General features: G+C 43.3%; 35 protein-coding genes. 20 read left to right on the top strand and 15 right to left on the bottom strand.

All coding sequences use genetic code 11. The annotated features are described in order from the left end of the window. The first annotated feature begins 17 nt into the window (after positions 1-17). The 5 genes from TY16_RS16770 (at position 18) to nikC (ending at position 5632) form a co-directional block, all read left to right on the top strand. Positions 18-1028 carry an ABC transporter ATP-binding protein gene (locus tag TY16_RS16770; protein WP_043932972.1) on the top strand — a complete coding sequence of 337 codons (1011 nt, stop codon included), beginning with the start codon at positions 18-20 and terminating at the stop codon, positions 1026-1028. Beyond that, on the top strand, positions 1009-1977 hold the full coding sequence (locus TY16_RS16765) for an ABC transporter ATP-binding protein (protein WP_043932971.1): 969 nt from the start codon (positions 1009-1011) through the stop codon (positions 1975-1977). Before TY16_RS16770 ends, TY16_RS16765 begins: the two co-directional genes overlap by 20 nt. 50 nt (positions 1978-2027) lie before the next feature. Further along, positions 2028-3644, top strand: coding sequence for an ABC transporter substrate-binding protein (locus tag TY16_RS16760; RefSeq protein ID WP_043934807.1), 1617 nt, complete (start codon positions 2028-2030; stop codon positions 3642-3644). A 66-nt stretch (positions 3645-3710) separates the two neighbouring features. Further along, complete coding sequence (locus tag TY16_RS16755) at positions 3711-4715, top strand: ABC transporter permease (RefSeq protein WP_043932970.1); 1005 nt, start codon at positions 3711-3713, stop codon at positions 4713-4715. 17 nt (positions 4716-4732) lie between these two features. Next, complete coding sequence (gene nikC / locus TY16_RS16750; RefSeq protein WP_043932969.1) at positions 4733-5632, top strand: nickel transporter permease; 900 nt, start codon at positions 4733-4735, stop codon at positions 5630-5632. A gap of 189 nt (positions 5633-5821) precedes the next feature. On the opposite strand, the gene TY16_RS16745 is transcribed toward nikC, so the two are convergent. The 3 genes from TY16_RS16745 to TY16_RS16735 form a co-directional block, all read right to left on the bottom strand. Then, positions 5822-6322, bottom strand: coding sequence for a DoxX family membrane protein (locus TY16_RS16745; protein ID WP_043932968.1), 501 nt, complete (start codon positions 6320-6322; stop codon positions 5822-5824). Between the two features lie 649 nt (positions 6323-6971). After that, positions 6972-7754 carry an alpha/beta fold hydrolase gene (locus TY16_RS16740; RefSeq protein ID WP_043932967.1) on the bottom strand — a complete coding sequence of 261 codons (783 nt, stop codon included), beginning with the start codon at positions 7752-7754 and terminating at the stop codon, positions 6972-6974. Positions 7755-7794: 40 nt separating this feature from the next. Further along, positions 7795-8073, bottom strand: coding sequence for a hypothetical protein (locus TY16_RS16735; protein WP_043932966.1), 279 nt, complete (start codon positions 8071-8073; stop codon positions 7795-7797). 80 nt (positions 8074-8153) lie between these two features. Here TY16_RS16735 and TY16_RS16730 point away from each other — a divergent pair, with 80 nt between their 5' ends. Next, the gene (locus tag TY16_RS16730) at positions 8154-8675 is read left to right on the top strand and encodes an AAA family ATPase (RefSeq protein ID WP_043932965.1); all 522 of its coding nucleotides are present in this window, start codon (positions 8154-8156) and stop codon (positions 8673-8675) included. Positions 8676-8893: 218 nt separating this feature from the next. After that, positions 8894-9343, top strand: a complete 450-nt coding sequence (locus tag TY16_RS16725) for a hypothetical protein (RefSeq protein WP_043932964.1) — start codon at positions 8894-8896, stop codon at positions 9341-9343. On the opposite strand, the gene TY16_RS27320 is transcribed toward TY16_RS16725, so the two are convergent. The 4 genes from TY16_RS27320 to TY16_RS16710 all read right to left on the bottom strand — a co-directional run bounded on the left by TY16_RS27320 (position 9251) and on the right by TY16_RS16710 (position 12310). Further along, complete coding sequence (locus tag TY16_RS27320; RefSeq protein ID WP_081773148.1) at positions 9251-9457, bottom strand: diguanylate cyclase; 207 nt, start codon at positions 9455-9457, stop codon at positions 9251-9253. The genes TY16_RS16725 and TY16_RS27320 overlap by 93 nt on opposite strands. Positions 9458-9703: 246 nt before the next feature. After that, positions 9704-10102, bottom strand: a complete 399-nt coding sequence (locus TY16_RS16720) for a GNAT family N-acetyltransferase (RefSeq protein ID WP_043932963.1) — start codon at positions 10100-10102, stop codon at positions 9704-9706. Then, positions 10092-10520 (bottom strand): NUDIX hydrolase, encoded by a 429-nt coding sequence (locus TY16_RS16715; RefSeq protein WP_043932962.1) that lies wholly within the window; start codon positions 10518-10520, stop codon positions 10092-10094. The genes TY16_RS16720 and TY16_RS16715 overlap by 11 nt, the downstream gene beginning before the upstream one ends. Next, a complete protein-coding gene (locus TY16_RS16710; RefSeq protein WP_043932961.1) occupies positions 10517-12310 on the bottom strand; it encodes a S41 family peptidase in 1794 nt (597 codons plus the stop codon). Before TY16_RS16710 ends, TY16_RS16715 begins: the two co-directional genes overlap by 4 nt. A gap of 322 nt (positions 12311-12632) precedes the next feature. On the opposite strand from TY16_RS16710, the gene TY16_RS16705 reads away from it, so the two are divergent. From TY16_RS16705 to TY16_RS16690, 4 genes are all read left to right on the top strand, one after another. Continuing rightward, complete coding sequence (locus tag TY16_RS16705; RefSeq protein WP_043932960.1) at positions 12633-12899, top strand: hypothetical protein; 267 nt, start codon at positions 12633-12635, stop codon at positions 12897-12899. A 39-nt stretch (positions 12900-12938) separates the two neighbouring features. Further along, entirely contained in the window at positions 12939-13457 is a 519-nt protein-coding gene (locus TY16_RS16700) for a GNAT family N-acetyltransferase (protein ID WP_043932959.1), read from the top strand. Between the two features lie 65 nt (positions 13458-13522). After that, positions 13523-13972, top strand: coding sequence for a DUF4275 family protein (locus TY16_RS16695; protein ID WP_043932958.1), 450 nt, complete (start codon positions 13523-13525; stop codon positions 13970-13972). Positions 13973-14000: 28 nt separating this feature from the next. After that, entirely contained in the window at positions 14001-14429 is a 429-nt protein-coding gene (locus TY16_RS16690; protein ID WP_043932957.1) for a hypothetical protein, read from the top strand. A gap of 24 nt (positions 14430-14453) precedes the next feature. Here the strand turns inward: TY16_RS16690 and TY16_RS16685 are convergent, their stop codons facing one another. The 3 genes from TY16_RS16685 to TY16_RS16680 form a co-directional block, all read right to left on the bottom strand. Then, a complete protein-coding gene (locus tag TY16_RS16685; RefSeq protein ID WP_043932956.1) occupies positions 14454-14660 on the bottom strand; it encodes a hypothetical protein in 207 nt (68 codons plus the stop codon). A gap of 90 nt (positions 14661-14750) precedes the next feature. Beyond that, on the bottom strand, positions 14751-14927 hold the full coding sequence (locus tag TY16_RS26340; protein WP_155922272.1) for a hypothetical protein: 177 nt from the start codon (positions 14925-14927) through the stop codon (positions 14751-14753). Between the two features lie 123 nt (positions 14928-15050). After that, positions 15051-15413 carry a VOC family protein gene (locus TY16_RS16680; RefSeq protein WP_043932955.1) on the bottom strand — a complete coding sequence of 121 codons (363 nt, stop codon included), beginning with the start codon at positions 15411-15413 and terminating at the stop codon, positions 15051-15053. Between the two features lie 90 nt (positions 15414-15503). Here TY16_RS16680 and TY16_RS16675 point away from each other — a divergent pair, with 90 nt between their 5' ends. The 3 genes from TY16_RS16675 (at position 15504) to TY16_RS16665 (ending at position 17028) form a co-directional block, all read left to right on the top strand. Then, positions 15504-15965: an SRPBCC family protein gene (locus TY16_RS16675; protein ID WP_043932954.1), complete on the top strand. Its 462-nt coding sequence runs from the start codon at positions 15504-15506 to the stop codon at positions 15963-15965. A 62-nt stretch (positions 15966-16027) separates the two neighbouring features. Continuing rightward, the gene (locus TY16_RS16670) at positions 16028-16489 is read left to right on the top strand and encodes a GNAT family N-acetyltransferase (RefSeq protein ID WP_043932953.1); all 462 of its coding nucleotides are present in this window, start codon (positions 16028-16030) and stop codon (positions 16487-16489) included. A gap of 35 nt (positions 16490-16524) precedes the next feature. Continuing rightward, positions 16525-17028 (top strand): hypothetical protein, encoded by a 504-nt coding sequence (locus TY16_RS16665; protein ID WP_052342771.1) that lies wholly within the window; start codon positions 16525-16527, stop codon positions 17026-17028. Positions 17029-17056: 28 nt separating this feature from the next. On the opposite strand, the gene TY16_RS27315 is transcribed toward TY16_RS16665, so the two are convergent. Next, entirely contained in the window at positions 17057-17428 is a 372-nt protein-coding gene (locus TY16_RS27315; protein ID WP_442853226.1) for a CBO0543 family protein, read from the bottom strand. Positions 17429-17772: 344 nt separating this feature from the next. Between TY16_RS27315 and TY16_RS16655 the strand changes: the two genes are divergently transcribed. Then, positions 17773-18195 (top strand): DUF1801 domain-containing protein, encoded by a 423-nt coding sequence (locus tag TY16_RS16655; RefSeq protein ID WP_043932952.1) that lies wholly within the window; start codon positions 17773-17775, stop codon positions 18193-18195. 146 nt (positions 18196-18341) lie between these two features. Here TY16_RS16655 and TY16_RS16650 read toward each other — a convergent pair whose 3' ends face one another. Next, a complete protein-coding gene (locus TY16_RS16650) occupies positions 18342-18791 on the bottom strand; it encodes a YhcH/YjgK/YiaL family protein (protein ID WP_052342769.1) in 450 nt (149 codons plus the stop codon). A 562-nt stretch (positions 18792-19353) separates the two neighbouring features. Here TY16_RS16650 and TY16_RS16645 point away from each other — a divergent pair. The 4 genes from TY16_RS16645 to TY16_RS16630 all read left to right on the top strand — a co-directional run bounded on the left by TY16_RS16645 (position 19354) and on the right by TY16_RS16630 (position 22318). After that, positions 19354-20130: a basic amino acid ABC transporter substrate-binding protein gene (locus tag TY16_RS16645; RefSeq protein ID WP_043932950.1), complete on the top strand. Its 777-nt coding sequence runs from the start codon at positions 19354-19356 to the stop codon at positions 20128-20130. 17 nt (positions 20131-20147) lie between these two features. Continuing rightward, positions 20148-20879, top strand: a complete 732-nt coding sequence (locus TY16_RS16640; protein WP_043934805.1) for an amino acid ABC transporter permease — start codon at positions 20148-20150, stop codon at positions 20877-20879. After that, positions 20854-21576, top strand: coding sequence for an amino acid ABC transporter ATP-binding protein (locus tag TY16_RS16635; RefSeq protein ID WP_043932949.1), 723 nt, complete (start codon positions 20854-20856; stop codon positions 21574-21576). The genes TY16_RS16640 and TY16_RS16635 overlap by 26 nt, the downstream gene beginning before the upstream one ends. A gap of 187 nt (positions 21577-21763) precedes the next feature. Continuing rightward, positions 21764-22318, top strand: a complete 555-nt coding sequence (locus TY16_RS16630) for a nitroreductase family protein (RefSeq protein ID WP_043932948.1) — start codon at positions 21764-21766, stop codon at positions 22316-22318. Between the two features lie 77 nt (positions 22319-22395). On the opposite strand, the gene TY16_RS25310 is transcribed toward TY16_RS16630, so the two are convergent. From TY16_RS25310 to TY16_RS16620, 3 genes are all read right to left on the bottom strand, one after another. Continuing rightward, on the bottom strand, positions 22396-22803 hold the full coding sequence (locus TY16_RS25310; RefSeq protein WP_052342768.1) for a suppressor of fused domain protein: 408 nt from the start codon (positions 22801-22803) through the stop codon (positions 22396-22398). Positions 22804-22809: 6 nt separating this feature from the next. Next, on the bottom strand, positions 22810-23118 hold the full coding sequence (locus tag TY16_RS25305) for a hypothetical protein (RefSeq protein WP_052342767.1): 309 nt from the start codon (positions 23116-23118) through the stop codon (positions 22810-22812). Between the two features lie 144 nt (positions 23119-23262). Further along, a complete protein-coding gene (locus TY16_RS16620; RefSeq protein WP_043932947.1) occupies positions 23263-23652 on the bottom strand; it encodes a hypothetical protein in 390 nt (129 codons plus the stop codon). A 336-nt stretch (positions 23653-23988) separates the two neighbouring features. On the opposite strand from TY16_RS16620, the gene norA reads away from it, so the two are divergent. Next, positions 23989-25158, top strand: a complete 1170-nt coding sequence (norA, locus tag TY16_RS16615) for a multidrug efflux MFS transporter NorA (protein WP_043932946.1) — start codon at positions 23989-23991, stop codon at positions 25156-25158. Positions 25159-25178 lie beyond the last annotated feature (20 nt).

The following is a 25178-nucleotide window of genomic DNA, read 5'->3' as shown; positions in this document are numbered from 1 at the left end:
CAAAGCAGGTGAGACGTATGACAGAACCAATTTTGCGGATAAAGGATTTAAGGGTTTCCTTTCAAACGGATAAAAAGGTTGTCCCTGCCGTCGATGGTGTAAGTTTTGATTTGAGGCCAGGTGAGATTCTTGGGATTGTAGGAGAATCGGGGAGCGGGAAGAGTGTGACTTCCCTGGCAGCCATGGGCTTGATTCCTTCGCCACCCGGTAAAATCGAGAGTGGTGAAATCGTTTTTGAAGGAAAAAATTTAACGAATCTTACGGAAAAACAATGGCGGCAAATCCGCGGTAATCAAATTTCGATGATTTTTCAAGAACCGATGACTTCCCTGAATCCGTTGTTTACAATTGGCAACCAGTTAATGGAAGCGATACGCTTACATACAAAACTACCCAAAAAGGAAGCAAGAGTCAGAAGTTTAGAATTATTGAAACTGGTCGGGATTCCAAGGGCGGAAGGGATTTTAAAAGAATATCCCCATCAGTTATCAGGCGGAATGAGGCAGCGGGTAATGATTGCGATGGCGATGGCCTGCAACCCCAGAGTCCTGATTGCTGACGAACCGACAACAGCGCTTGATGTAACCATTCAGGCCCAAATTCTTGCCTTGATGAAGGACTTAAACCAAAAAACCGAAACAACGATCATTCTAATTACTCATGACTTGGGCGTTGTTGCCGAGGTTTGTGAGCGGGTGATTGTCATGTATGCGGGTCAAATTGTTGAGCAAGGCGATGTCAGAAAAATATTAAAGGACCCACAGCATCCATATACGAAGGGGCTGTTAAAATCAGTTCCAAATATACGGGAGAAAAAGGACTGGCTTTATAGTATTCCTGGTTCCGTACCGGCGCCGGGAACTATTGTAAAGGGCTGCCGCTTTGCTGACAGGTGTTCAGAAGCATTTGGGCCTTGCCGGGACGCGGTGCCTGAACTATACCAGTCTGAAAAAGATGGACATGAAGTTCGCTGTTTCCTGCATAAAGTGAAGGGGGGGATTGAAAACCATGTCGGAGTTACTTCTTGAAGTCCAGGGCCTGAAAAAATACTTCCCGATTACCGGCGGACTATTTGGCAGAAAGCGTGGAGAGGTCAAAGCAGTCGATGATGTTTCATTTTATGTTAAAAAAGGAGAAACGTTAGGGATTGTCGGGGAAAGCGGCTGCGGCAAATCGACAACAGGAAGATTGCTAATGCGCTTAATAGAAGCGAGCGACGGAAGGGTTACCTTTGAAGACAAAGAGATTACGAGGATGTCGAAAAGCGAACTCAGAAAAATTCGAAGAGATATCCAAATGGTTTTCCAAGATCCGTATGCATCCTTAAACCCTAGGAATTCAGTGGAACAAATTTTGGAGGAGCCATTGATAGTCCACGGAATCGGCACAAAAGAAGAGCGGAAAAAACGCGTCAAGGAAATGCTTGAGGTTGTCGGGCTAAGCAGCTATCATGCGAAACGCTATCCGCACCAATTCAGCGGCGGCCAGCGCCAGCGAATTGGAATTGCCCGGGCGTTGATGACCAAACCGAAATTGGTTATTGCAGATGAACCTGTGTCCGCTTTGGATGTTTCCATCCAGGCACAAGTTCTTAATTTAATGAAGGAAATCCAAAAAGAGTTTCAGCTCACTTACATATTTATTGCCCATGATCTCGGAGTAGTGCGCCATATCAGTGATCGGGTCGGTGTCATGTATTTGGGGAGATTAATAGAGTTGGCAGACAGCGAGGAACTGTATGAAAATCCGCTGCATCCATATACACAAGCATTATTGTCGGCCGTTCCAATACCAGATCCGGATTTGAAAAAGCAGACGAATCTGATTGAAGGTGAACTGCCAAGCCCATCAAATCCGCCTTCAGGCTGTGCATTTCATACAAGATGCTCACAATGCATGGATGTCTGCAAAACGGTCAGGCCAGAAGAAATCAATATGAATGGTCATGTTGTTGCCTGCCACTTATATAACAAGTGAGCGGGAGCATTTATGATAATCAACAAAACAAATGGGGGGAGAAAATGATTATGAAGAAAAGGTCAATTAAACTGCTTTTGATTGGACTGTTGGCCATTTTTATGTTCTTGGCAGGCTGCAACAGTAGCAATGAAGGTGGTGGTACTAAGAAGCCTGCAAGCGGGAATGAAGGAGAACCTAAAAAAGACACGCTTGTTTATGGCCGTGGCGGTGATTCCACATCACTCGACCCGATTACCACTACAGAAGGGGAAGCGTTCCGCGTAACCGAAAATATTTTTGAAACACTGGTCCAGTATGGCGACCAGGATACCACCATTAACCCTGGCCTTGCTGAAAAATGGGAAGTGAGTGACGATGGTTTAACATACACGTTCAATCTTCGCCAGGGGGTTAAATTCCATGACGGTACAGATTTCAATGCCGAAGCGGTCGTATTCAACTTTAACCGCTGGATGAACGGCGACGATGAAAAATTCCCTTACTATTCGATGTTTGGCGGCTATAAAAACGATGAGGGCCATGTCATCAAGGAAGTTAAAGCAGTAGATGAACATACCGTACAATTTGTCTTGAAGAGGTCTCAGGCGCCATTCCTGAAAAACCTGGCAATGTCTCCGTTTTCAATAGCCAGTCCTGCAGCTGTTGAAAAGTTTGGGGACGATTTCCGGAACAATCCTGTTGGAACAGGTCCATTTAAGTTCGTAGAGTGGAAGCAAAACGACACAATCACACTTGAAAAGAACCCAGACTATTGGCAAGCAGGACTTCCGAAATTAAATAAAGTTATTTTCCGTGTCATTCCTGAAAATACCGCCCGCTTAAATGCGCTCGCAAATGGCGAAATCGATATTATGGATGGATTGAACAACTCTGATGAAGCAACAGTTGCAGCAAATGACAAATTGCAAGTCATTGAGCGCCCGTCCAATAACGTTGGTTACATTGGCATGACAAATACCCGCAAGCCATTCGATAATAAACTGGTACGCCAGGCCATCAATCATGCGATTGACAAAAAGGCGATTATCGACGCGTTCTATGGCGGAAAAGCAGAACCTGCTATCAACCCGATGCCGCCATCACTTGAAGGGTATAACGACCAAATCAGTGATTATCCATTTGATTTAGAAAAAGCTAAAGCATTATTGAAAGAGGCCGGATATGAAAAAGGCTTCGAGATTGACTTATGGGCCATGCCTGTAGCCCGCCCTTACATGCCTGAGGCACAGAAGGTTGCAGAGGTAATTCAGGACAGCTTAAGTAAAATTGGAGTAAAAGCCAATATCCAATCCGTCGAATGGGCGACGTATCTGGAGAAGGCGGCCAAAGGCGAGTTTGATATGTTCATGCTCGGCTGGACAGGCGACAACGGGGATGCTGATAACTTCTTATATACCCTTTTGGATAAGGACAGCATCGGCAGCAACAACTATGCCCATTATAGCAATGATGAACTTCATGACATCTTGATTCAGGCCCAAACCGAGCCAGATCAGGAGAAGCGGAACGAACTATACAAAAAAGCCCAAGAGATTATCAAAGATGATGCTCCGTGGGTACCGCTTGTCCACTCAGTGCCGCTTCTTGCCGCAAGTAAAGATGTAGTGAACTACCTGCCGCATCCGACAGGTTCAGAAGCTGTCACGAAAGTTGAATTTAAATAACGAAACTTGAAAGGGGAGGAGCTTTGCCTCTCCTTTCGTTTAATAAAAGGATAAGGGGTGAAAAGGGTGCTAGCTTATACTGCCAAGCGTATTTTAGCGTTATTTCCGGTTTTATTTGGAATGACCCTTGTTGTTTTTGCAATCATCCATGCCATTCCTGGAAACCCTGCCCAGGTGATTCTTGGCCAAAGAGCAACAAAGGAGGCAATTGCTGAAGTAACCAAACAATTGGGGTTGGACAGGCCATGGTACGAACAATACGTCGATTATCTTAATTCCTTGCTGCATGGGGATTTAGGTACTTCTCTAAGGACAAGGGGGGCCATCAACGAAGAAATTTGGCCATTCTTGACTGCAACACTGGAATTGACAATTGTGGCAATGCTGATTGCAGTCTTGATTGGCGTCAATGCCGGCATTATCAGTGCCTGGTTTTCAAAGTCATGGTTTGATTATGTTGCTATGGTACTGGCTTTAATCGGGGTATCGATGCCGATTTTTTGGCTCGGTTTAATGGAACAGTGGGCATTTTCAATTGAACTTGGTTGGCTGCCAACAACCGGGAGGGAGAATGTCAGAGACCCTGTAACAGCGATTACAGGCCTTTATTTAATTGATACATTGCTTCAAGGCAGAACCGACCAATTCGGGACAGTGATTCAGCATCTTATCTTGCCGAGCATGGCGCTGGCCACGATTCCAATGGCCATCATTGCGAGAATGACTCGCGCAACAATGCTTGAAGTCATGAAATCGGATTATATTCGGACTGCAAGAGCAAAAGGGCTTGGAATGTTTTGGGTTGTGTATAAGCATTCGTTGAAGAACGCGATTATACCCGTGTTAACCGTAATTGGCCTCCAGGCTGGCCTTTTGCTGGGAGGAGCGATATTAACAGAAACGATTTTCGGCTGGCCGGGAATTGGCCGGTACTTGTATGACGCCATCGGCTACCGTGATTATCCGGTAATTCAGTCAGGCATCTTAATTATTGCCGCGATTTTTGTTTTCATCAATTTAATAGTGGATTTATTATATGTCTTTATTGATCCAAGAATTAAATATACATAATAAAGGAGGTTTCCACTATGGCAGAATTGGCAAAAAATATAGCTGACATCCCAAAGATCGCCGAGGAGGATAAGTTGGTACCTCCATGGAAGGAAGCCTGGCAATCCTTTTATAAAAATAAATTGGCTATCATCGGCTTAAGCATTGTTGTATTTTTTATTCTTATTGCTGTCCTTGCGCCTGTAATTGCGCCGTATAGCTTTAAGGATCAAGTGTTAGCGGAGCGAATGCAAGCGCCGTCTAGTAAGCACTGGTTTGGAACCGATGACTTTGGCCGTGATATTTTTTCTAGGGTCATCTATGGGGCAAGAATCTCTCTATGGGTGGGATTTTCCTCGGTATTGGGTTCTGTAGTCATTGGTACACTGCTCGGGATTGTATCCGGCTACTATGGACGCTGGGTGGACACGATTATTTCACGGGTATTTGATATCATGCTTGCTTTTCCAAGCATATTATTGGCTATTGCCGTCGTCGCAATTTTAGGGCCGTCTTTACAAAACGCCCTAATTGCGATTGCGCTCATCAATATCCCAAACTTTGGACGGATTGTGCGCTCCAGGGTACTTAGTGTCAAACAGGAAGAGTATATCATTGCAGCCCGGGCGATTGGGATGAAGGATTCCCGAATTCTTTTAAAACATGTGTTGCCAAACAGCATCTCTCCGGTAATCGTCCAAGCGACATTGGCGATTGCAACTGCGATTATCGAAGCGGCAGCCCTTGGGTTTTTGGGAATGGGCGCACAGGCCCCAACACCCGAATGGGGAAAAATGCTCGCCGATTCGAAAAATTATTTGATGCAAGCCCCATGGACCTTATTCTTTCCGGGGATTGCCATCATGCTCACCGTACTCGGGTTTAATTTAATGGGTGACGGATTAAGGGATGCCCTTGACCCGAAAATGAAGAACTAGTGCTTCAGTTTGCCCATACATCAGAAAGCGTTGGTCAATAATACCGACGCTTTTTCTATGAGTTTTTTCAATATGAAGGAACTTTTCTAAAAAGAAGTGTAGAGGTGGTGAAAGAAACCAAATTTGGCTACAAAAACAACCCTCCATTTTTGAAGGGTTGTTAAAGGGGAGAAGGGGGAGGACTCCTCTTTATTCTTGAGGTTGTGGTTTTTTGAAAACAGCTTTGTTGATGTAAGGAAGCACCCAGCGGTCAAGGCCGTATTTACCAGCGTTTGCACCAGCTGCAAGCAGGATGAATCCAAACAGGATGTCTGTTGGGTTATGGCTGACTGTTCCGGCAAAGAAGAACGCGAAGTTCATTACGAGACCGAAGAACATTGCCGCAGTAGTCAAGCAGCCAAGCATGAGGCCAAGTCCTACTAGCAGTTCGCCCCAAGGAACGAGAACGTTGAACAGATCGATGTTAGGAAGAGCTACACTTTGTAGGAAGTCAACGTACCAGCCGTACACGACACCGCCATCAGGGCCTTTTACCGGATTGGCGATTGCACCTTTGATGAATCCGCTGGCATCGAATCCTCCAGTTACTTTACCAAGACCAGCAGTGAACCAGGCGTAACCGAGATACACACGAAGCACAGCGAGTAGAGCAGCAACAATATTGTTTTCCCTTAAGAATGTGTTAAACATGAATGATTCCCCATTTCCTTTTGTTTTTAAATACGTTGTTTACACTGTAAATATACTCCGGTAAACACCATGTGAATAGGGCTTTAGCAGTCTATTCAAAAAACTGTCAAAGCTTCTTGTCTAAGATGTGAAAACATGCTCAGATAGTGTTAATAATAAAAACAAAAACACAAAAAAAGCAGCATCCATGAAGGAATGCAGCCCATTCATCATAATATTCTTGCATGAAAAAAGCCCGTACCGGCCTGGTGCAGGCTTTCTCCATCCCCGTCCTAACCGGGAATTTGAGGAGTAGACTTGCCCTATTCAGCAGTCATACCCTGCCCTTATTTAGCAGCCACCGCTAAATATACCTTAGGCGGACCCAACTTCGTCCGCCGGGCGAACAACTAACCCTGCGCCCGAGAAAAGCAAATCTTTCTCCAAAGTAAACGATCGCAACAACATTAGATAACCGTTGTCAATGTATTGCTATCATTAACCATCACATTCCCGGCTATCCCTGTCCTGCGTCGCTACATTACCTATTTTCCCTCCTCAGCCAATTTTCAAACCATATTTTTGAAAAAAATATAAAAATATAATAAGAAATTTTAAGAGTGAAAAATCAAATATTGATGCCATTGTTTACGATAACGAGGCCTTTATTTTAATCACACTGTGCTATTACTTCGTGTGGCAAAGCGCCTTCCAGTATCCACTTTTCTATCATTTGATTAAAAAAAGCAGGGTTCACGAGGGATATTCCGTGACCAACCTTAGGGATTATGATTCCTGTACAATTCGGATTACTGGAAACTATATCTTTTGCTGATTGTTTCATGACTGCTTTTTCTTTTTCACCGACTGTCACTAATATCTTGCCGGTTGCCTTATTAAAATCTTTTGGTATTTCAAATGACATGTTTTCCTCTAAAATTCTAATAAGTGTATCTGGTTTCATTTGAGAACTTTCCTGGTAATAAGTTTCAAAGTTTTCTTCATCAATGTAGAGTGTTTTAGCTTGAAGTTTTGAAAAAGATTTATTTTTAATTAATGGAAAAGTTAATTTTATAGATAGTCTGATCATTTTTTTAAAAAAGGAATTTGGTCTGACTAATGCACTGTTTATTACTGCGTAATCAACCAAATTCGGATTCAAACTTAACATTTGAATTGTGACTTGCGCACCCAATGAAAATCCAATTACAGTTACAGTTTTACCGTTAGCTATTTTTTCAATTAATTCAATTATTCGTTGTGCACTTATTTGAATAGAAAAGTGTTCAGTTAAATTGCTTTTCCCTTGTTCTGGCAAGTCTATTGTAATGCAATGAAAATGACTGAAATAGTGAATTTGTTTATCCCACATCCAGCTAGATACTCCGCCACCGTGCAAAAATACTAGTAATGGAGCGTTCTTATCGCCATACTCTTGATAATGTAAATTCAAGCAGCTCACCTCTTATAAAGTCCCGTTTTTAAATGCAATGTTAATGATTACGATAGAAAACGGAATCCATTAACCTTTTTCTTATATAAAGAAGAACCGCGAGTGCGGCCGCCAGGGAGATATAGCTGGCCAGGAAAAACAGCGGAGAGATGGTGCTGCCAAAGGCGATTTTATTTTGTAAAAATACTACATCATCATACTTGGCCGCAATGTCAGGTTGATAGGATATTGTTTTTAGGTAACCGATGGCAATTACCCATACAAAAAATAGCAGATGTAAAACTGCTGACCAAACGAGAGCGCGAAACACTTGTTTCATTTTTTCCTCCTGGACGTTTCCATATTATTTCTAGTTTAGTATAATTGACGCAAAATTAAAATAGTTGCGGAGGGTTCGCCATGAAAGAGGTCCCGCGAAAGATTCATATTATCGGTTCGGTGGGGAGCGGAAAAACGACTTTAGCTAAAAAGTTATCCCGGCAGTTAAACATTCCATTCTATGAACTTGATAATGTAGTACGCGAGAGGAGCGCAGCTGGTGACCGAAGGCGTTCTGCAGCAGAAGCAAAAGATATTCTAGGAGACATCCAACAACACGATACATGGATAGTTGAAGGTGTCCATAATGAGGACTGGGTATCTGAGAGTTTCGAACGGGCGGAAGTGATTATCTTTTTAGACCCTCCCAACATGGTTAGAAAATGGAGAATAACCAAAAGATTCGCCCGGCAAAAGCTTAGGCTGGAACAATTTCACTACACACCGACATGGGAAATCTTTTTTAAAATGTTTAAATGGAACAAACACTTCGACGAGGTTGGAAAACCGAACTTTTTCACCAAATATGCCAGATATAAAGAAAAGGTATTTGTCGTAAAGGATTCAAAAGAGGTAGGGGAATATTTTTTTAAAATTGTCTAGCTCCAGCGCCTAGCGCCTAGTGTACTTCGGTCCCCTCGTTACGATAAGTCAACATCGATTCGCTTGCGCTCATCGTGTTTCCTTTATCTCCTTCGAGGCCCTCCACAAGGAAGGCTTCGGCAGCATCAGCATCGCACGAAGAAAAAGTGTTAGCTTTTCGAGGAGTCCATACTGCGCTAACCAGGCGCTTGCGCTTTTCTTGAAAGGAGTGGCGGTTCATGACTCAATACATTTATTTAGCCTCACCGGTAAAGCTGCCCCGGGGTTCCTATGGTCAAGATCCAGTTTATCCGGGAAATCCTATTATCTTTAAAACAGAACTGGATTTCATCCATTTAGCCTTTGAAAACAATTATGACCCCAGACTGAAGCAAAAGTTTTCATACAGCCAGCACTTTTCCTATGACTATCAAGTGTCCGCCTATGCAAGCTGTATTCCATTCAAGTATCGGCTTAAGGGGACGCCCGGCGAAGAGAAGTGCCTGAGGATTCTGTATGATTATATGGAAGAAGCAATTCAAACAAGCGGCACTCTGGAATATTTCACATCCCTGAATGGGAGGGAGAATAAGCCGTTAGAGAAAAGAAGATCCGTTCGCTGGACAGATATAAAGGACCCTTATGATTTGGTACTCGAGGATCGGGAATTTTGGGAGATAACAGTATAGGAGAGCCTGGTTTGTTCCGTCTGGCAGCAGGATGTCGAATTCCTCGCCTCCATAGCGGGCAACTGTACTCGAGTCCCCAACAATCTTCTCAATTCTTAAAGCCGGTTGCCTCAGTACCTCATTTCGGCTTTGATTTCATTCGTAAACCGTTTCAGCAAATCATGGAGGAGGTTCTAATTGTTCTTTTAATAGAACGATTTTCTGGTTTATCGGTCTAATAAAAAATTTATCGGTCCAGAAAAATTTTTTCGGTCTAATTAGAAATTTATCGGTCAAACCACAGCCACACAATTAAAAAGCACCGCTAGCAAGTAGCGGTGCCTCAAAAATCAACGGCCAAAAAGTAGCTGGGTTCGAACACTATACTCCGGACTGCCTATTGTAATTTCGTACCATCATCCCGGTTGCAGGCCTCATTCCAGCCGATTCATAAAATGGCTGTAGTTCCGGATCACACAGCAAATCAATCATATAAATCTCACCAAGCTCCTCCAGCATATGCTTGACTAATTCCTTTCCAACGCCCTGTCCCTGGTAATCAGGCAAAACTTCAAGTAATGGAATATAGGCTGATAAAACCCCATCGCTAATGGCGGTGATGAACCCGACCACTTGGCCCTCATCGATTGCCACGACAACCCGGTAGCTGTTCTCAAGCAATTTTAAAAAAGTCGGCACTGCCGGCGGATTAGGCCAGCCGACGAAAAATCCGCCGATCATGTCCCGACTGATTTCCTCCGATGACGTTTTATACTGCATATATATCGCTCCTCCAAATTACATCAAAAACATTATTCTTATAAAAATCATTTAGAATGCCAGGCGAGAGCAATCCTACTAAATCATTCTTTTCCGCCCAAAGAAAGTTGCTGTGCTCCCCGGAAAGGAAGACCTCGCCCGTCGTGCTTCTGCACAAATAGGTGAGAATGACTACTTGACGGGTTGAATTCGTTTTGAAAGTGGCCGCATAGAGCAATTTTTCAACAGAAACGGCCATGCCGGTTTCTTCATGGATTTCGCGTTGCAAGGCCGACTCCAGTTCCTCCCCAAAATCGAGCTTACCACCCGGGCATTCCCACGTCCCCGCGCCTGCCTCGTCATATGCTGAACGCTGGACAATCAGCACCTTGCCCTCATGGACAATGACACCTTTTACAGCTACGACAATCGTATTCATCGAATCAACTCCAGCGCTTTTTGCAAATATTCATCGGTTCCCGCCTTGACGCCTTCCAAAGTCCGGATGACCGTGATGTCTTCTTTAATCCCGACCCCATAAATCGGTGTCCCGTCGGCCTGGCTGATTTCAACTCCAGTCATAATTCCTTTAATATTTCCGGGGATAGGATAAGTTTGCACTTCGCCAGGCATCCCGGCAGTTGGCTCCCCAACAATTTTAGCAAGCCTGTTATTTTTTACAAAAGAAAGCAGTTGCTCTGTGGGACCGTAGGATTTCTTTGATGCAAGGAAGATGAGTTTTCCTTGGAAATATGGCTCCAACGGCTGGGTGGTATCATGGCCACCATCAAATGTTGCCATATTCTCACCGGGGACGGTCGTTTGGCGAATCTTCCACTGTGGGCCTCGAGCAGTTTTTCTTGTAAGGTGGCCAATAAGATCCTTCAATTTATCTTCTAGGAAAATTCCTTCGCGCGCATCAAATACAATGCCTTTTGCTTTGCTCAATTTATCCAGGTTCTGCTCAATTTCATGGAAAACATTGCCCGCAAGGTGAATATAAAAGATACCAGGCTCGATTTCCTGAAAGGGATTGTGCCCGTATTCATCGACAAAACCGCCATTTCCTGAGCTGACAGCCGTTTCATGGATTGTCCCATTACGGTTAACGGTTATTTTAAGCTCTTCAAGGAACAAGAGGGAGTCCATCGCCATCCATTGCTTGAACTGAGGGGAACCTGGTAATTTGGCAGCTTCTTTTTCGATAAAGGGGATTGCCTCATGGCCATTGACTGTTTCAACAATGTCCCCAGCTTTTAAGTCAATACCTTCACTGGCGGCAGTAATCGTAAGTTTCCCCTCTACAATTTCTAATTCCAAAGGAATCCGTGAACCGACAATCCTGGACTGGACAAGAGAAGACATCGCGTGACCATCCTCAGTCAGTTCCATCAACTGGGCTAACGTTGTGATATAGTCCTCCCGTGTCTTGTCGTCAAAGGCGTCCTTTAGGGATATGCCGAAATCCTCGAGATTTCCAGCAGCTCTTCCAACGTGCGGATGGAAGTAACTAAGCTGATTCCAAGTAACAACTACCCCGGCCAAGCGGACATCCTCATCAGCACTTGTCATGTTTGGGTCCAAATCATTGATTTTATTCTTCAAGTTCTTGAAACCCTGCCTGCTCTTGGTCGTACTTCCGACTGTCTTGCCATCCTTCTGATAAAGGACGACGGGCAGCGAGTACCGCAGCCCTTCACTCATACGGCGGTCAATTTTCTTGTTGACGGGCGGGTATTCTCCAAACAGCTTGTTATCGCCTGTCACAGGTTCGCCTTCAGAAATTACGGCAGGTACACGCATACTCGAAAAATGCGTGGTGTCAAGACCTGGCGGGCCATAATGCTGCCAGGCAAGGATCTGGAGTGATTTCTTTATTTTGGTATGCTTGGGCTTTTCACCTTTTTCATAGATAACAAGGGTCGGCGCAATTGGCAAGAACAGTTCCTCAAGTACTTCCTTCAGCTGCGTTTCGTTTCCGGCAACCTTCACTTTTCCTACACCATATATTGCAAATCGGGTCCAATCAATCTCCACTGCTTCATCGCTGGGATGGAAAAAGCGGACAGCGCCATACAGCCTCCCAAATGCTTCGATATTTTCGAGCTGCCGGCTTTTTACGGGCTTCCCGGAAACTTCTTCGGAATCCTTATTTAAAAACATCATCCCTGCTGCAAAAAGGGCAGCAACCACAATCATCCCTATGTATTTGCTTACGTTCTTATCCATCACGTTCCTCCCCCGGGAAGCAAAACATTTCTGCATCATATTCCATTATAATCCAATTCGTGGTATCTTGGAAGAAGGTTCAGTATTTTCAGAATAGGATAGACGGGACTCATTTTTGAGGTTGATTCGCTATCTCCATACCAGCTCTACCGTAGTGGTCATCGCTTGCTTTTTCTGTAGTCGGGGTATGGGTGATGTTCCATGGCTATATTTAAAGGTACCAAGAATTGCTTCAGGTTTATGGCGTTATTGCAGTTGTACCGTTTGGACTGGCACTTTGGACAAAGGTTGAACTAATAACAATTATTAGGAGGGATTTCGAATGAGGAAATACATAGCTTTTTATTTTGGCATTCTAATGGGGATTTTCATGTTCTCCCTCTTTATTGGTGCGGCGTTTAGCAGTGCAGGAGTTGAAGGAGAGGGAAGTGGCATTGTTTTTATTGGTATTATCGTCATCTTGCTACTCGCATTGATTTTAACTGTAATGATTTACATGATTGACATTTTAAAAAAAGATCTCCGCGACATCCGTCTCCTAGTCCATAGCATCAGAAAGGATACGAAAATCAAGAAAGAGGGAGCTTAATACTTAAAATTCCAAATGAGTTTCTAGGAGGAGTATTTGATGGAACCAATCATCCTCATCCGTCCTGCCAAACTAGGGGATGCTGAAACAGTCCTTAACATACATAAATCCGTTATTGCAGAAGGACTTTATCTGACGCCTGCTTCCGAAGAGTTTACAAGAACGGTGGAAGAGCAGCGGGATAGTCTGAAGAATCTCCTTGCCAGTGACCGGGAAATTATGTTTGTTGCCGAGGCCGCTGGTGAGGTGGTAGGCTGGGTGGTCTTTTATGCCCATGAAAGGAAGCGCATGGCACATACCGGCTATATGGGAATTGTGATTCAGGACGGCTACCGAAATCTTGGCATAGGTAAGCTGCTCGTCAAAGAGCTGCTCGACTGGGCCGAACAGAACCCAATGATTGAAAAAGTTAGTTTAGCGGTTTTTTCAACAAATCACCAGGCTATCTCCCTCTACAAAAGCATGGGCTTTATTGAGGAAGGACGAAAAATCAAAGAATACATGATGGATGAAACCACTTATGTAGATGACGTCCTCATGTATAGGTTAGTAAACTGACGTCTTATATCGATAGGCAGCAAACCACGGTCCATCTCGGGAAAGCAGAATGGGGGCATACTTAGATGGAATTGTTAACGAGATTAATTTATAAGGATGTTGAAGTTGAGGAAGCTGAAGACATGGGGAATCCGCTGAGGAGGCGGTGGGAGGAACAGTTTGCCGGACATTTAAGCTTTCAGGAAAAACGCTCGATTCATTTGTACGACAAAGGCAATTCAAGCGGCTTTCTCTGGCACGTTTTTAGCTATGGAAAACAAGCTTGCCTGGAAGGCCGTGCAGCCGAGGAAGCCTTCAATGCTGAGCGGAAATATGCCTGCTTTGTATTTAATCAGGACTCGGAGGATGCATTGATTTTAAAAAATGCAAAGCGTTTCAGCGCTGACGACCTGAAAAACGAATACGACGTCTATGTAGCCGATGAGAATTTCAGGTGGACATATGTAAAAACCCATGAAACCGGGTGGCACGGGCCTTATTTTTATAAAAAAGAAACGACCAGGCGGCATATATGACCACGTCCATAAAGCAGGAGAGATGATAATGAAATATGGAAAAACTGCTATCGTAACAGTACTCCTATTAATACTTGGCGGCTGCCTCAGGGAAGCCTTCCTGGAAGAGAAAAGGATTGATGTTCTTAAGCACGCAGATGGAGAGATTGACTCTGCCTATGAGAACTTTAGAGAAGAATCTGAAAGCGAAAAAGTAAAAAGGGTGAGGGAAATACTTGATGAAGCAGATTGGAAGAACGCCAAAGTCAACATGGTCCGCCCTGCTGACTACATGTTTGCCTTCGAATATGATAACGCAGATGCGAAAGTGCAAGCCTATATGGTTTGGATCAGCCCTGGCAATGATAGGCTAGAACTGACAACCGATTCAAGCAAGTACGTTCACCTGCCTGCAAGTGATTCAACTGAGCTTTACGAAATCCTCACCGGTGAAAAATTAGCTGACCTAGACAAATAAAAAAACGCCTTTAAAAGGCGTCTTTTACTGTTCGTTGTTGTTTCTCATCATGTTACGTGCGTTCTCGGCAGTATTGTTCACTGCATTGGCTGTAGCATCAACTGCATTCATTGCTGCATCCTCGGTTGTTTCAAGTGCACTGTGAGCAGCGTGGAAAGCAGCCCCAGCTGTATTTTTGATTCCTTCAGAAATCTGATTGTCCTGATTTCCTCTGTTCTGTTGGTTCGCCATACCTTCACCTCCTAATACTGGTAGGTTGTGTAAGTTCCGTTTTTTTATTCCAACAAAAAACGCCACCCAGTGGCGTTTTTGTATAAACGGTTAGCGGTTTTGGTTGTTGTTGCGGTTCTTTTGTCCGCCGCCTTTGTTTTCATCGTTACCTGTAATTGCATCGACGACATTTTCAAATCCCTGGCGCATCTTATCCATAAGTCCGCCATTTTGTTCGTTGTTGCCATTGCCTTGTCCGCCGCCCTGGCGATTTTGTCCGTTTGTCATCTCAATCACCTCCACGTCAATAGCGTGTGCAAGAATAGGCAAACTATGCAAACTGTCACAATAATAGAAAACAACTAGAACTAAACAGCAGGCCCATTCAGGAACCTGCTGCTTAGTTAGTGGTTATTGTCTTAATAAATATTCGTTATCGTCTTCGTCCTTGAAGGATACGAAGGTGCCCCATTGCATCGTTTGGGGCTCGCCAAGAAACTCGACGCCGTTCGCTTTCATTGTTTCATAGGTGGATGTGATATCGTCGCATTGGAAGACAATCGATGCTTTCATGGATTCTGAACCCTTCATCATCGATTTTGGATAAATAACCAGGCGGGATTCGGCACCCTTTGGGGCAACCTCAAGCCAGAATGCGTTTGGCCCCATTGGATGTTCGGCAATGATATCAAAGCCGGCCTTTTCAGACCAAAATGCTTTAGCCCTCTGCTGGTCTTCAACGTACACAGCAACTGTTGCAATTTGTTTTATCATTAAAATTCCCTCCCAGAATGTACATATATATTATAATTACATTTACAAGCTGTATCCAATGGTAACATACTTTTAGAAGAGGTGATGGAAATGAAAAGCTGGACGAAATCTATCGAAATCAATGCACCAATTGAGCAAATATGGTCATTCCTGAACGGATCCCTGGAAGATATGCAAAAAATTATGCCCCAAGTGGTCGAGAATACGCCAATTAAGGTCACTGAAGAAGGTGTAGGGAGCATTTACCGCCAAAAGTATAAGGAAGGAAACCGGGTCATGGAATACGACGTGGCGACCCTGGAATACAAGAATGGGGCAGACCACAAAAGGCTAAAGGTTGGTTTTAACCTTGGAAACATGTTTGATATCACCGCAGCTTATGAATTGAAAAAACTCAATGGGAACCGGACTTCGTTTACATACACAACCACGAATAATCCGCTCAAGTGGTATGTCAAGCTCTTCTTGTTATTTTCCAGTGATAAGGTTGTTGTCGAATTTGTTGAACGTGTTAAAAAAGCTGCAGAGGAGACTCAGCCTGTTGTAATGTAAAAACGTACAGACTCCAGGTTCATACAAACAACGAAACTTCATAGTTAAAGGAGATCCCCAAAATGATTGCACCATTGGACATCTCATACTTACCGAAAATCCTCCAGGCCCAAAAAGAACTTTACAGAATGAATTTCAGGAATATGGTTTTTGATAAAGAATTTTTCGATATTATCCTGTCGTGGTATGAGGAAGCTTTGTTCAATCCGGAGTGGAGGTCGTATGTCCTTCTCGAAGAGGGGGGAGTATCCGGTTTTTACCTTGCCCAGTACAAGGAATCCAGTGCTTATTTGTCGCAAATGTACGTTGCCAAAGAGTTGCGCGGAAACGGATATGGCAAGTTGCTCCTTGACCACTTTGAACAAGGCCTGGATGCACCTGGATTTTTTGTTCTCCAGGCTAGCGGAATGAATTACGAGGCAGTTACATTTTACCTGAAGAACGGGTATGAGATCCTTCGCAATGAAGCTGACCAGAATGGCGACCCCCGCCATGTCATGATTAAACATAAACAACCAACATGAACCGACCCGAAAGAATCCTTAGGAGATGGGTTATTATGAGAGCAATAACCATAAAAGTGTTAGTTATTATCTTTTCCTTTTTAATTCTTACCGGCAGTAGTAAAGGGGTTATTATTAACGGCGATGCATACGTTACGGAAGAAATGCATGAAGCGATATCGGAGTATATCGTAAATAAATACGCTTCTGTCTATTTGGATACCGAAAAACAATTTGAGGTCCATAAAATATATGGTACAAGGGAAGTTGCCGGAATCACACATGTCTATATGTGGTCGCTGTACGAAGGCTTTAACAAAGCGACAGGCAGCGAAGGACAGGCTGGCCATTCCCTGCCCGCATTAATCAAGCTGAAAAAACAGGGAAACAAGTATAGTGTAACGGATTACAAAGAACCAGAGGACGGGAGCTATTACTACTCATCCTTGAAAAAACTCTTTCCACCCGCCTACGTAAGGCTCGCCAGCAATGACGTCATGCATTCCGCAAACCTCCAAGACAAAATCAAACAAAAAGCAGAAACATGGCTTCATGAATAAGATACCCCTTGGGGTAGGGGTCAGACCCCTAAATCTTTTTGCGAGCAATCGTGTTTATGATGTAGGCAATTGTCCGTACGGCTAGGAAAGTGCCGAATATGGATGCGTATGAATGCCGCCAGTTCCAGCCCTTTTTGTATTTGATCAGATTTGTGTGTTTTTCGAGCCATGTTTCCGCTAGGACCATTGGGGTTGTGAACAGTACATTTTTAAAGAGAACAACTAAAATATTCGACTGTTTGGTTGCCTTGATAAAATACACGCAAATAACAGGATAGAGAAGGTAGCCGAAAACAGCGCTTATGTTAAAGGCCTTAAATAGCTCACATAGCCTTTCTTTACGACAATTACGTCCAGGAATGAGGAAATATATCCTTTTAGGAAGAATACAATCAGCCAATCTTTTATTGGCGGTTTCCTTAAAATGTTGAAAAAAGAAGCTATCCCCAACACAATCAGTGTTTTAAGGAAGGTGCAGTTCATATTTCTTTTTCAATTTGTTTTCTCCTTTAACATGTTTTAAGTTTAGAGTGTCCATTTTCTATTTGAATACTTCATTCATTGGTTAGTTGAGTAAAAATCGTGTTCCATATTATCCAGTTCAAATTAAAAATGGGAGGTCATCCAGTAGGAAAGACCGATATCGATAATTAAAATAGTCGAAGAAATGTATTATCAAACTACTTCGAAGGAATAGATCCCTATATACATCTGAAAAGAGAAGAATAAAAGGAGGTTGGACACATGTACGAGCTTAAAACGAAAGAAACGGACAGCAGTGTCATTGAATTTATTGAATCTGTAGACAGCCTGAAAAAGCGTGAGGATGCCTACAGGCTTCTTGACATTTTCACAGAAACGACTGGGCATGAGGCGAAAATGTGGGGGCCGAGCATTATTGGCTATGGGAGGTATCATTATAAATACGCAACTGGTCATGAAGGCGATGCACCACTCGTCGGCTTCTCGCCGCGTAAAGCAAAAATCAGCCTCTATTTCGCGCCTGGTGAAACGAAGCGTGATGAACTGCTTGGAAAATTCGGTAAACATACATCCGGGAAGGCCTGCGTGTACATCAACAAAGTCGCTGATATAAACACGGATGTGTTAAAAGAACTAATTACTGAATCTGTAAAGTTTTTAAAAGAAACGTATCCAGAGCAGTAGGCAGAATTCTTACGAAAAAAAGACAGTCAAACACAACCAGGGTGTTTAAAAAGGAAATTGAAAAAAGACAGGAAAAACCTCCTGTCTTTTTTATCGACTGTTGGTTGTGAAACAAGAAAAAGCGAGGAGTGACAGGCCCTGTTCGACTATTCCCACAATACCTTCACAACTGCTTTTCTAATTGGCTCCGGCTGGACCGCGCACATGCCTGGCCTGTGTGCATCTTCTGGTGTGAAAAATGCAAAATAGCCTTCTTTGATCAGGAAAGTTTCTCCTTCTGCTTCCAGGAACATTAAATCTTTCTCTTTGTCAGCTTCAATCACCTTGGTTTCACCAATGTGAGTGTACTCCATTTTTTCCTGTCCCCGAATGACATATTGAATATCCGCGTAACGATAATGTGCTTCAAATCGGCATACATCTGGTAATTGGGTCTCATATTCTTGGATCATCACAAACACTTTGTTTTCTTCAATCGGATATGTACCAACTTCAAGGGATGTTAAATCATTTTCAAGCAGAAAATGAAGTCCTTTTTTTAATCCGGGATGTAAATGATCATACATTTTCGCATTAGACAGTTTATCAAGTATCAAGATCTTTACCTCCATTATTTTTAGGCTCAGTTATAGCTTAATGTTGATTAAAAATAAGGGGAGAAATTCCGATTAAGTCGGGAAATACCCATATTCCACTTATAATAAGGGGAGTTTTTCCGCTTATCATCCCGGAATCTATGAATTTTGACTTATTTTGAGAAGTTAAGGGGAATTTATCCGCTTATTTTCGCTTCTTCAGGTACCCGTGCGTACAATAGGCGGAAATTCTCCTCCTAATAATTCTCATATCTCAACAAAAAATCAACAATGAATACTAACAGAGCTAATAAAGGAATCAACCAACTCTATTCCAAACAAAGACAACTATGTTGTCCCCAAATTTAGGTTTATTCTATACATTCGGACAGAATGATAGTTTACGGAAAAAATCAAAAGAAATCAACTAACAACCAGGGGGTTGCTTCAATACCAAAATATTTTTAAAATAATTTAATAATTGCGAATACTATACATTGAAATAATATTCTGAAATTTGTATAATTCTAACTAGCATAAAAGACTCATAAACTTAAACAATACGAAAACGAGGGGGATTTTCATGTCCAAAAAGAAAGGTATACTGTTAACCATCTTGCTGGCAATATCACTGATTTTGGCTGCATGTGGGACCAAGGAGTCAGCTACATCCGGGTCTGGCGGTAAAAAGAAGCTGGCTGGTGGAACAGAAGCCGCTTTCGCACCATTTGAATCGATGAATGACAAAGGGGAAATCGTTGGAATCGATGTGGACGTGCTTAAGGCTATTGCCGAAGAGGCGGGTTTTGAGTACGAATTGAACAATGTTGGCTGGGAGCCGCTATTCCAGCAAATCACCAATGGTGAGCTCGACTTTGGTGTTTCAGGTATTACGATTACAGACGAACGGAAAGAAACGTATGATTTTACGGAGCCATACTATCAGGCTAACCTTGTCATTGTTGTTAAAGAGGATTCTGCCGTTCAATCAGTCGCAGACCTTAAAGGTAAGAAGGTTTCCGTACAAATCAATACAACAGGACACAAAGCCGCACAGAAGGCACTCGGTAGAAGCAACCCGGACATTCTTGCCTATGAAAGCCAGCCGGCAGCAATGCAGGAGGTCATTAACGGTTCAACGGAAGCCGCTATCGGTGACAACGCGGTTGTCTATGAATATTTGAAAAACAATAAAAATGCGAAACTGAAGGTTATTGAAGATCCTAGTTTCGAAAAAGAATTCTACGGCATCATGGTTAAGAAAGGCAACAAGGAAGTATTGGATCTTTTAAATGAAGGCCTTAAGAAAATCAAGGAAAACGGAAAGCTAGAAGAAATTACTGGACAAAAACTTGAATAGGCGGGAGCGTGTTTCAGTTGGACATCCTTGATTTTCGCTGGGACATGATCTGGAACTACCGTGACTTTTTCATACGTGGTATCTGGGTTACGATTGTCTTAACAGTTAGCGGTTATATTGGGGGCATTGTATTAGGTGTACTAATCGGCCTTGGCGAGACATCGAAACGAAAGCTAATTTACTGGCCGTCTAAGCTTTATGTCGACCTATTCCGGGGCACCCCAATGCTCGTGCAAATTTTAATTATCCATCTCGCGGTCATCCCGGCGATTTTCGGACAATCGTTCGGATATATGGTATCAGGGATTACGGCTCTTGTCCTTAATTGTGCCGCATATAACGCTGAAATCATCCGCGCCGGTATCCAGTCGATTGACAAAGGGCAAATGGAGGCGGCCCGTTCCTTAGGGCTGACCCATAACCAAGCGATGCGGAAAATTATATTGCCTCAGGCGTTCCGCCGGATGATTCCGCCGCTTGGCAATGAATTTATTGCCTTGCTGAAGGATTCTTCACTGGTAACGGTAATTGCAGCAAATGATATTCTCTATGCCAGCAAGATTGTCGCGGGGGCATACCAGCGCTTCTGGGAGCCATACCTGGTCGCGGCAGCACTTTACCTGATGCTTACCTATCTCGTTACAAAATTGGTTGCTTATGTGGAGAAGCGTACAAGCAATCACTATAACCCTCGTAAAAAAACAGAAAGGCAGGTTTTGGCGAATGATCAAAGTGGAAAACCTGCATAAATATTTTGGTAAATTGGAAGTATTGAAGGGCATTGATTACCATGTCCATGAAAAGGAAGTTGTCTGTGTAATTGGTCCTTCAGGATCTGGAAAAAGTACCTTCCTGCGCTGCATCAATTTGCTTGAGGAAATCACCGATGGCAGTATTTATGTGGAAGGGATGAAAGTAAACGACCCGGATACGGATATCAATGACATCCGGACTGAGGTTGGGATGGTATTTCAACAATTCAACTTGTTCCCGCATATGACGATACTCGAGAACGTTACGATGGCGCCAATGCTTATCCGAAAAACGCCAAAAAAGGAAGCGGAGAAACTCGCACTTGACCTGCTTGAGAAGGTTGGCGTGCTTGAGAAAGCAGACAACTATCCTGAACAGCTATCAGGCGGCCAGCAGCAGCGTGTCGCCATCGCCAGGGCGCTTGCGATGAAGCCGAAAATCATGCTGTTTGACGAACCGACTTCCGCCCTCGACCCGGAAATGGTTAAAGAAGTGCTCGACGTTATGCGGCAGCTTGCAAAGGAAGGAATGACGATGGTGGTCGTGACCCACGAAATGGGCTTCGCACGCGAAGTCGCCGACCGCGTCGTCTTCATGGATGGCGGCTACATCGTCGAACAGGGAAAACCCGAAGACCTCTTCGGGAACCCCCAGCACGAACGAACCAAAGCCTTCCTTGGGAAAGTGCTGTAGGGACGGTTCTTGTTTGCTGGAACAAGAGGGAAATCAAAAAATCAGGCTTGGTGCTTTTGATAAGTACCAAGCTTTTTTCGTGGGGAATATTGATAGTTTTTTAGAGTGACGAAAGAATAATTTTTTACCTATTAAAAATACACTTGTATTAGACCCCGAACGACTATGATAGAGGGAGGAGAAACGGATGGATGTTCTGGAAGCAATTAAAACAAGGAGAAGTTTCGGGCTTGTGAAGGATGAGCCGGTACCGGAATCAGTTATTGAAAAAATCCTTGAAGCCGGAACTTGGGCTCCAAGCCATTTCAGGACAGAGCCTTGGCGCTTCTTTGTCCTGGTGGAAGATGGGAGAAAACAGCTGGCAGAAGTCTTTGTGAAAATTGTAGAAAAGAACGGGGAGACTGATCCAGCCAAACTCGATAAGGAATTAAAAAAGACTTATCGGGCCCCAGTCGTTATCGCAGTGGCAGTTGAACCGGCAACGGATCCGAGAGTAATTCAACTCGAAGAATACGGAGCGGTTTATGCCTGTATTCAAAATATGCTTCTTGCCGCACATAGCCTGGGCTTGGCGGGGTACTGGCGGACAGGTGCACCAACGTATGACCTGTTAATGAAAGAATTTTTTGGTCTGTCAGAGAAAGGTGAGGTCCTCGGATTTCTTTATATTGGCTATCCGAAACGGACTCTTCCTGAGGGGAAGAGGAACCCGTTTCAGAACGTGACTAAGTGGATTAGATAGCACGTTTTCATCCGAAAAACCAAACAGGCCTGGCACCATTTAAAAGTTCCAGGCCCGTTTGTCTTCACTCCGTCATGCTATTTACACGTATTCACCCTGTTTAAATTATAAATATCATTCACCCCAAACAAGTCGAATCGCTCGCATAGATTATCGATGCCATGTTCCATCTTGTAGTCCATCTCTTCCTTGTAAATCGGCATGACATTGTAGATGAAGATGTTCTTGTCACCTCTAACTTTTAATGAAAAAAACTTGCCATCAACAATGGTCGGCGGAATCAAGAGAGACGCACACAACTGTGTCCCGCTAATGAACGGCTGGATCGGGTTGCCGTTCTGAAGGGTATGGCCATAGGCAAGCCATGTATTGTACTCATGGGGAAATCTTGCTAAAAACTTCATGTTCCCAATCGGCCAATAATTGCGGTCATCCTTGAAGCTATCATCCGATATATCATATTCCTTCGGCAAAAAGCAGACCAATTCAGCCTACCTCCAGTCCTCAGCACCTGGAGGAACATTCATTGCCAAGTCACTCATTCGGTGAGTCACCAGTGTGTGAAATGGCTTTTCAGGGGTCGGTGCAACATGATAGCCATCAAGATGGACTAGATTTGAAACAATCTCATGAAAAACGCCATTGATTTTTCCTATGTATGTCTCAATATGCTGTTCTAATTTTTCCTTAGCCTCGAAATCATAATCCTTTACCCCTTCGAATTTCGTTTCCTTCGATTCGTACTTATATGCCGGTGCCCCAGACCCCGACACCTTTTGTCTTTTCTTAAAAGGCCACATTCCCATACCCCCTTAAATTTTGCATGACCTACTACGTTGTATTGTTCTTTTTAAAGGGTAGGTTATCCTACAAAGTAGTGGAATTTATTGTAAAAAAGGTAAAAAACTTGTCGCTTCAATTCAACGAGCTCTTCTTAATGGTGACTAAGGAATAATCCGGGCAACTTCTGTGTTTTCTTCATTAAGCACCTGAATTCCCCCATCTGCTTCAACTACTGATCCAATTGCCGTGAGAATGTCTCCGGTAATCGCAACTTTTTGTTCCTGTATCAGTTTCAAAATGTCTGTTTCATATATTTGCCTCGTAACTGAAATAGCCTCCAGTATGTGTCCGATTGTTTTAATCCAGACACCAGTCAGTATTTGTTGTTCACCTGTCAGACTCTCATCTTTCTCCAATTGAAGGAGCCCGGTTAAGCCTTTTATTTCAATAATGTGGCCGACTACCTGAACCCATAACCCCAGGGCCACTTCTTTTTCAAGCCGCAGGATCTCTGCACTTTTCTCATTGTTAGCTGGTAGCTGGTTCATCATGGTCCACAACCCCTGGCAAAGTTTTGGTTTATTTTATGAAACAGTGGCGATTATGTTCCTGCAGTTAAAGTTGTTCTGGCAATCAGTATTTTCCTTTTTTCAAGCAGAAAGCTGGCCACCTCTTGGCTCCTGACCGTATAAAACAAATTTTCATAAGAGTATGGACATTGGATATCAGTTCCTTGTTAGCAAGTTGATAGCTTGCGGTGTTGGCAAAGTGGGTTGATTTTAATAGAAATCAAATTCTTATTCATTTGTTTAGCTTCATTCTTAACTGTATAGTAGCTATATAAAGTTGCTGTAAAACGCAGTTGGATTGAAGGAGCATGTGGAAGAATGAAAAATAGTAAATTCACCTTGGGATTATTACTTCTCAATTTATTTATTGCATTTTTAGGAATTGGACTTATTATTCCGGTAATGCCAACCCTTATGAATGAGTTGGGCATTACCGGTACTACAATAGGATATTTAACAGCAGCCTTTGCCATTGCCCAGCTTATTGTTTCTCCAATTGCAGGGAAAGCCGTGGATAGGTTTGGTAGGAAAATCATAATCGTAATCGGCTTATTTATTTTCGGCTTATCTGAATTTTTATTCGGATTAGGGCGGGAGATAGAAGTGCTATTTATTTCGCGAATAATGGGAGGAATAAGTGCTGCCCTGATTATGCCGGCAGTAACAGCCTTCATAGCAGATATTACGACCCCGGCAACACGGCCAAAAGCCCTTGGTTATATGTCTGCAGCCATCAGTACGGGGTTTATTATTGGTCCGGGGATTGGAGGCTTTTTAGCTGAGATTGGAGTGCGGGTACCATTCTTCTTTGCGGGTGCCCTTGGCACATTCGCTGCTGTCCTTTCCCTTATAGTATTAACTGAGCCAAAACGTCCGGAAGGTACTACTGAACAAACTGGTAAAAGAAAAGGCGGATTCAAACTAATTCTTGAACCCAACTATTTCTTTGCCTTTATCTTGATTTTCATAGCTTCCTTTGGTTTGGCAGCATTTGAGTCGTTTTTTAGTTTGTATGTTGATCATAAATTTCAGTTTACACCTGCTGATATAGCCATAGTCATTACCGGCGGCGCCATTTTTGGTGCTATCGCGCAAGTTATTTTATTTGATAAGTTAACCCGTATTTGGGGTGAAATAAAAGTGATCCGCTATAGTCTTATCGTATCAGGTATCCTCGTCTTTTTAATGACCGTTGTTCACTCTTACTTCTCGATTTTACTTGTAACCTTTATTGTTTTTGTGGGATTCGACTTATTCCGTCCGGCAATTACGTCCTATCTTTCGAATATTGCAGGGAATGAACAAGGGTTTGTTGGCGGGATGAACTCAATGTTTACCAGCTTGGCTAACATTACCGGTCCGATTCTAGGAGGGATGTTATTTGATATCGATATTAACTACCCATACTACTTTGCGACTGTGGTAATTTTTATTGGAGTAGGTATCACGATGCTTTGGAAGCAGCCCGTTCCAAACAGAGCGAACTAAATTGTTGAAAGGCCAATCCC

The sequence above is a fragment of the Bacillus sp. EB01 genome (assembly GCF_000613125.1).
Taxonomy (GTDB): Bacteria; Bacillota; Bacilli; order Bacillales; family Cytobacillaceae; genus Bacillus_D.
This window is presented reverse-complemented; position numbering and strand designations above follow the sequence as displayed.

Bases quoted from the DNA above. Each gene is read 5' to 3' on its own strand.
- TY16_RS16770 (WP_043932972.1), top strand. From the start codon at position 18: ATGACAGAACCAATTTTGCGGATAAAGGATTTAAGGGTTTCCTTTCAA.
- TY16_RS16765 (WP_043932971.1), top strand. From the start codon at position 1,009: ATGTCGGAGTTACTTCTTGAAGTCCAGGGCCTGAAAAAATACTTCCCG.
- TY16_RS16760 (WP_043934807.1), top strand. From the start codon at position 2,028: ATGAAGAAAAGGTCAATTAAACTGCTTTTGATTGGACTGTTGGCCATT.
- nikC (WP_043932969.1), top strand. From the start codon at position 4,733: ATGGCAGAATTGGCAAAAAATATAGCTGACATCCCAAAGATCGCCGAG.
- TY16_RS16745 (WP_043932968.1), bottom strand. From the start codon at position 6,322: ATGTTTAACACATTCTTAAGGGAAAACAATATTGTTGCTGCTCTACTC.
- TY16_RS16735 (WP_043932966.1), bottom strand. From the start codon at position 8,073: ATGAAACAAGTGTTTCGCGCTCTCGTTTGGTCAGCAGTTTTACATCTG.
- TY16_RS16730 (WP_043932965.1), top strand. From the start codon at position 8,154: ATGAAAGAGGTCCCGCGAAAGATTCATATTATCGGTTCGGTGGGGAGC.
- TY16_RS16725 (WP_043932964.1), top strand. From the start codon at position 8,894: ATGACTCAATACATTTATTTAGCCTCACCGGTAAAGCTGCCCCGGGGT.
- TY16_RS16720 (WP_043932963.1), bottom strand. From the start codon at position 10,102: ATGCAGTATAAAACGTCATCGGAGGAAATCAGTCGGGACATGATCGGC.
- TY16_RS16715 (WP_043932962.1), bottom strand. From the start codon at position 10,520: ATGAATACGATTGTCGTAGCTGTAAAAGGTGTCATTGTCCATGAGGGC.
- TY16_RS16710 (WP_043932961.1), bottom strand. From the start codon at position 12,310: ATGGATAAGAACGTAAGCAAATACATAGGGATGATTGTGGTTGCTGCC.
- TY16_RS16705 (WP_043932960.1), top strand. From the start codon at position 12,633: ATGAGGAAATACATAGCTTTTTATTTTGGCATTCTAATGGGGATTTTC.
- TY16_RS16700 (WP_043932959.1), top strand. From the start codon at position 12,939: ATGGAACCAATCATCCTCATCCGTCCTGCCAAACTAGGGGATGCTGAA.
- TY16_RS16695 (WP_043932958.1), top strand. From the start codon at position 13,523: ATGGAATTGTTAACGAGATTAATTTATAAGGATGTTGAAGTTGAGGAA.
- TY16_RS16690 (WP_043932957.1), top strand. From the start codon at position 14,001: ATGAAATATGGAAAAACTGCTATCGTAACAGTACTCCTATTAATACTT.
- TY16_RS16685 (WP_043932956.1), bottom strand. From the start codon at position 14,660: ATGGCGAACCAACAGAACAGAGGAAATCAGGACAATCAGATTTCTGAA.
- TY16_RS26340 (WP_155922272.1), bottom strand. From the start codon at position 14,927: ATGACAAACGGACAAAATCGCCAGGGCGGCGGACAAGGCAATGGCAAC.
- TY16_RS16680 (WP_043932955.1), bottom strand. From the start codon at position 15,413: ATGATAAAACAAATTGCAACAGTTGCTGTGTACGTTGAAGACCAGCAG.
- TY16_RS16675 (WP_043932954.1), top strand. From the start codon at position 15,504: ATGAAAAGCTGGACGAAATCTATCGAAATCAATGCACCAATTGAGCAA.
- TY16_RS16670 (WP_043932953.1), top strand. From the start codon at position 16,028: ATGATTGCACCATTGGACATCTCATACTTACCGAAAATCCTCCAGGCC.
- TY16_RS16665 (WP_052342771.1), top strand. From the start codon at position 16,525: ATGAGAGCAATAACCATAAAAGTGTTAGTTATTATCTTTTCCTTTTTA.
- TY16_RS16655 (WP_043932952.1), top strand. From the start codon at position 17,773: ATGTACGAGCTTAAAACGAAAGAAACGGACAGCAGTGTCATTGAATTT.
- TY16_RS16645 (WP_043932950.1), top strand. From the start codon at position 19,354: ATGTCCAAAAAGAAAGGTATACTGTTAACCATCTTGCTGGCAATATCA.
- TY16_RS16635 (WP_043932949.1), top strand. From the start codon at position 20,854: ATGATCAAAGTGGAAAACCTGCATAAATATTTTGGTAAATTGGAAGTA.
- TY16_RS16630 (WP_043932948.1), top strand. From the start codon at position 21,764: ATGGATGTTCTGGAAGCAATTAAAACAAGGAGAAGTTTCGGGCTTGTG.
- TY16_RS25305 (WP_052342767.1), bottom strand. From the start codon at position 23,118: ATGTGGCCTTTTAAGAAAAGACAAAAGGTGTCGGGGTCTGGGGCACCG.
- TY16_RS16620 (WP_043932947.1), bottom strand. From the start codon at position 23,652: ATGATGAACCAGCTACCAGCTAACAATGAGAAAAGTGCAGAGATCCTG.
- norA (WP_043932946.1), top strand. From the start codon at position 23,989: ATGAAAAATAGTAAATTCACCTTGGGATTATTACTTCTCAATTTATTT.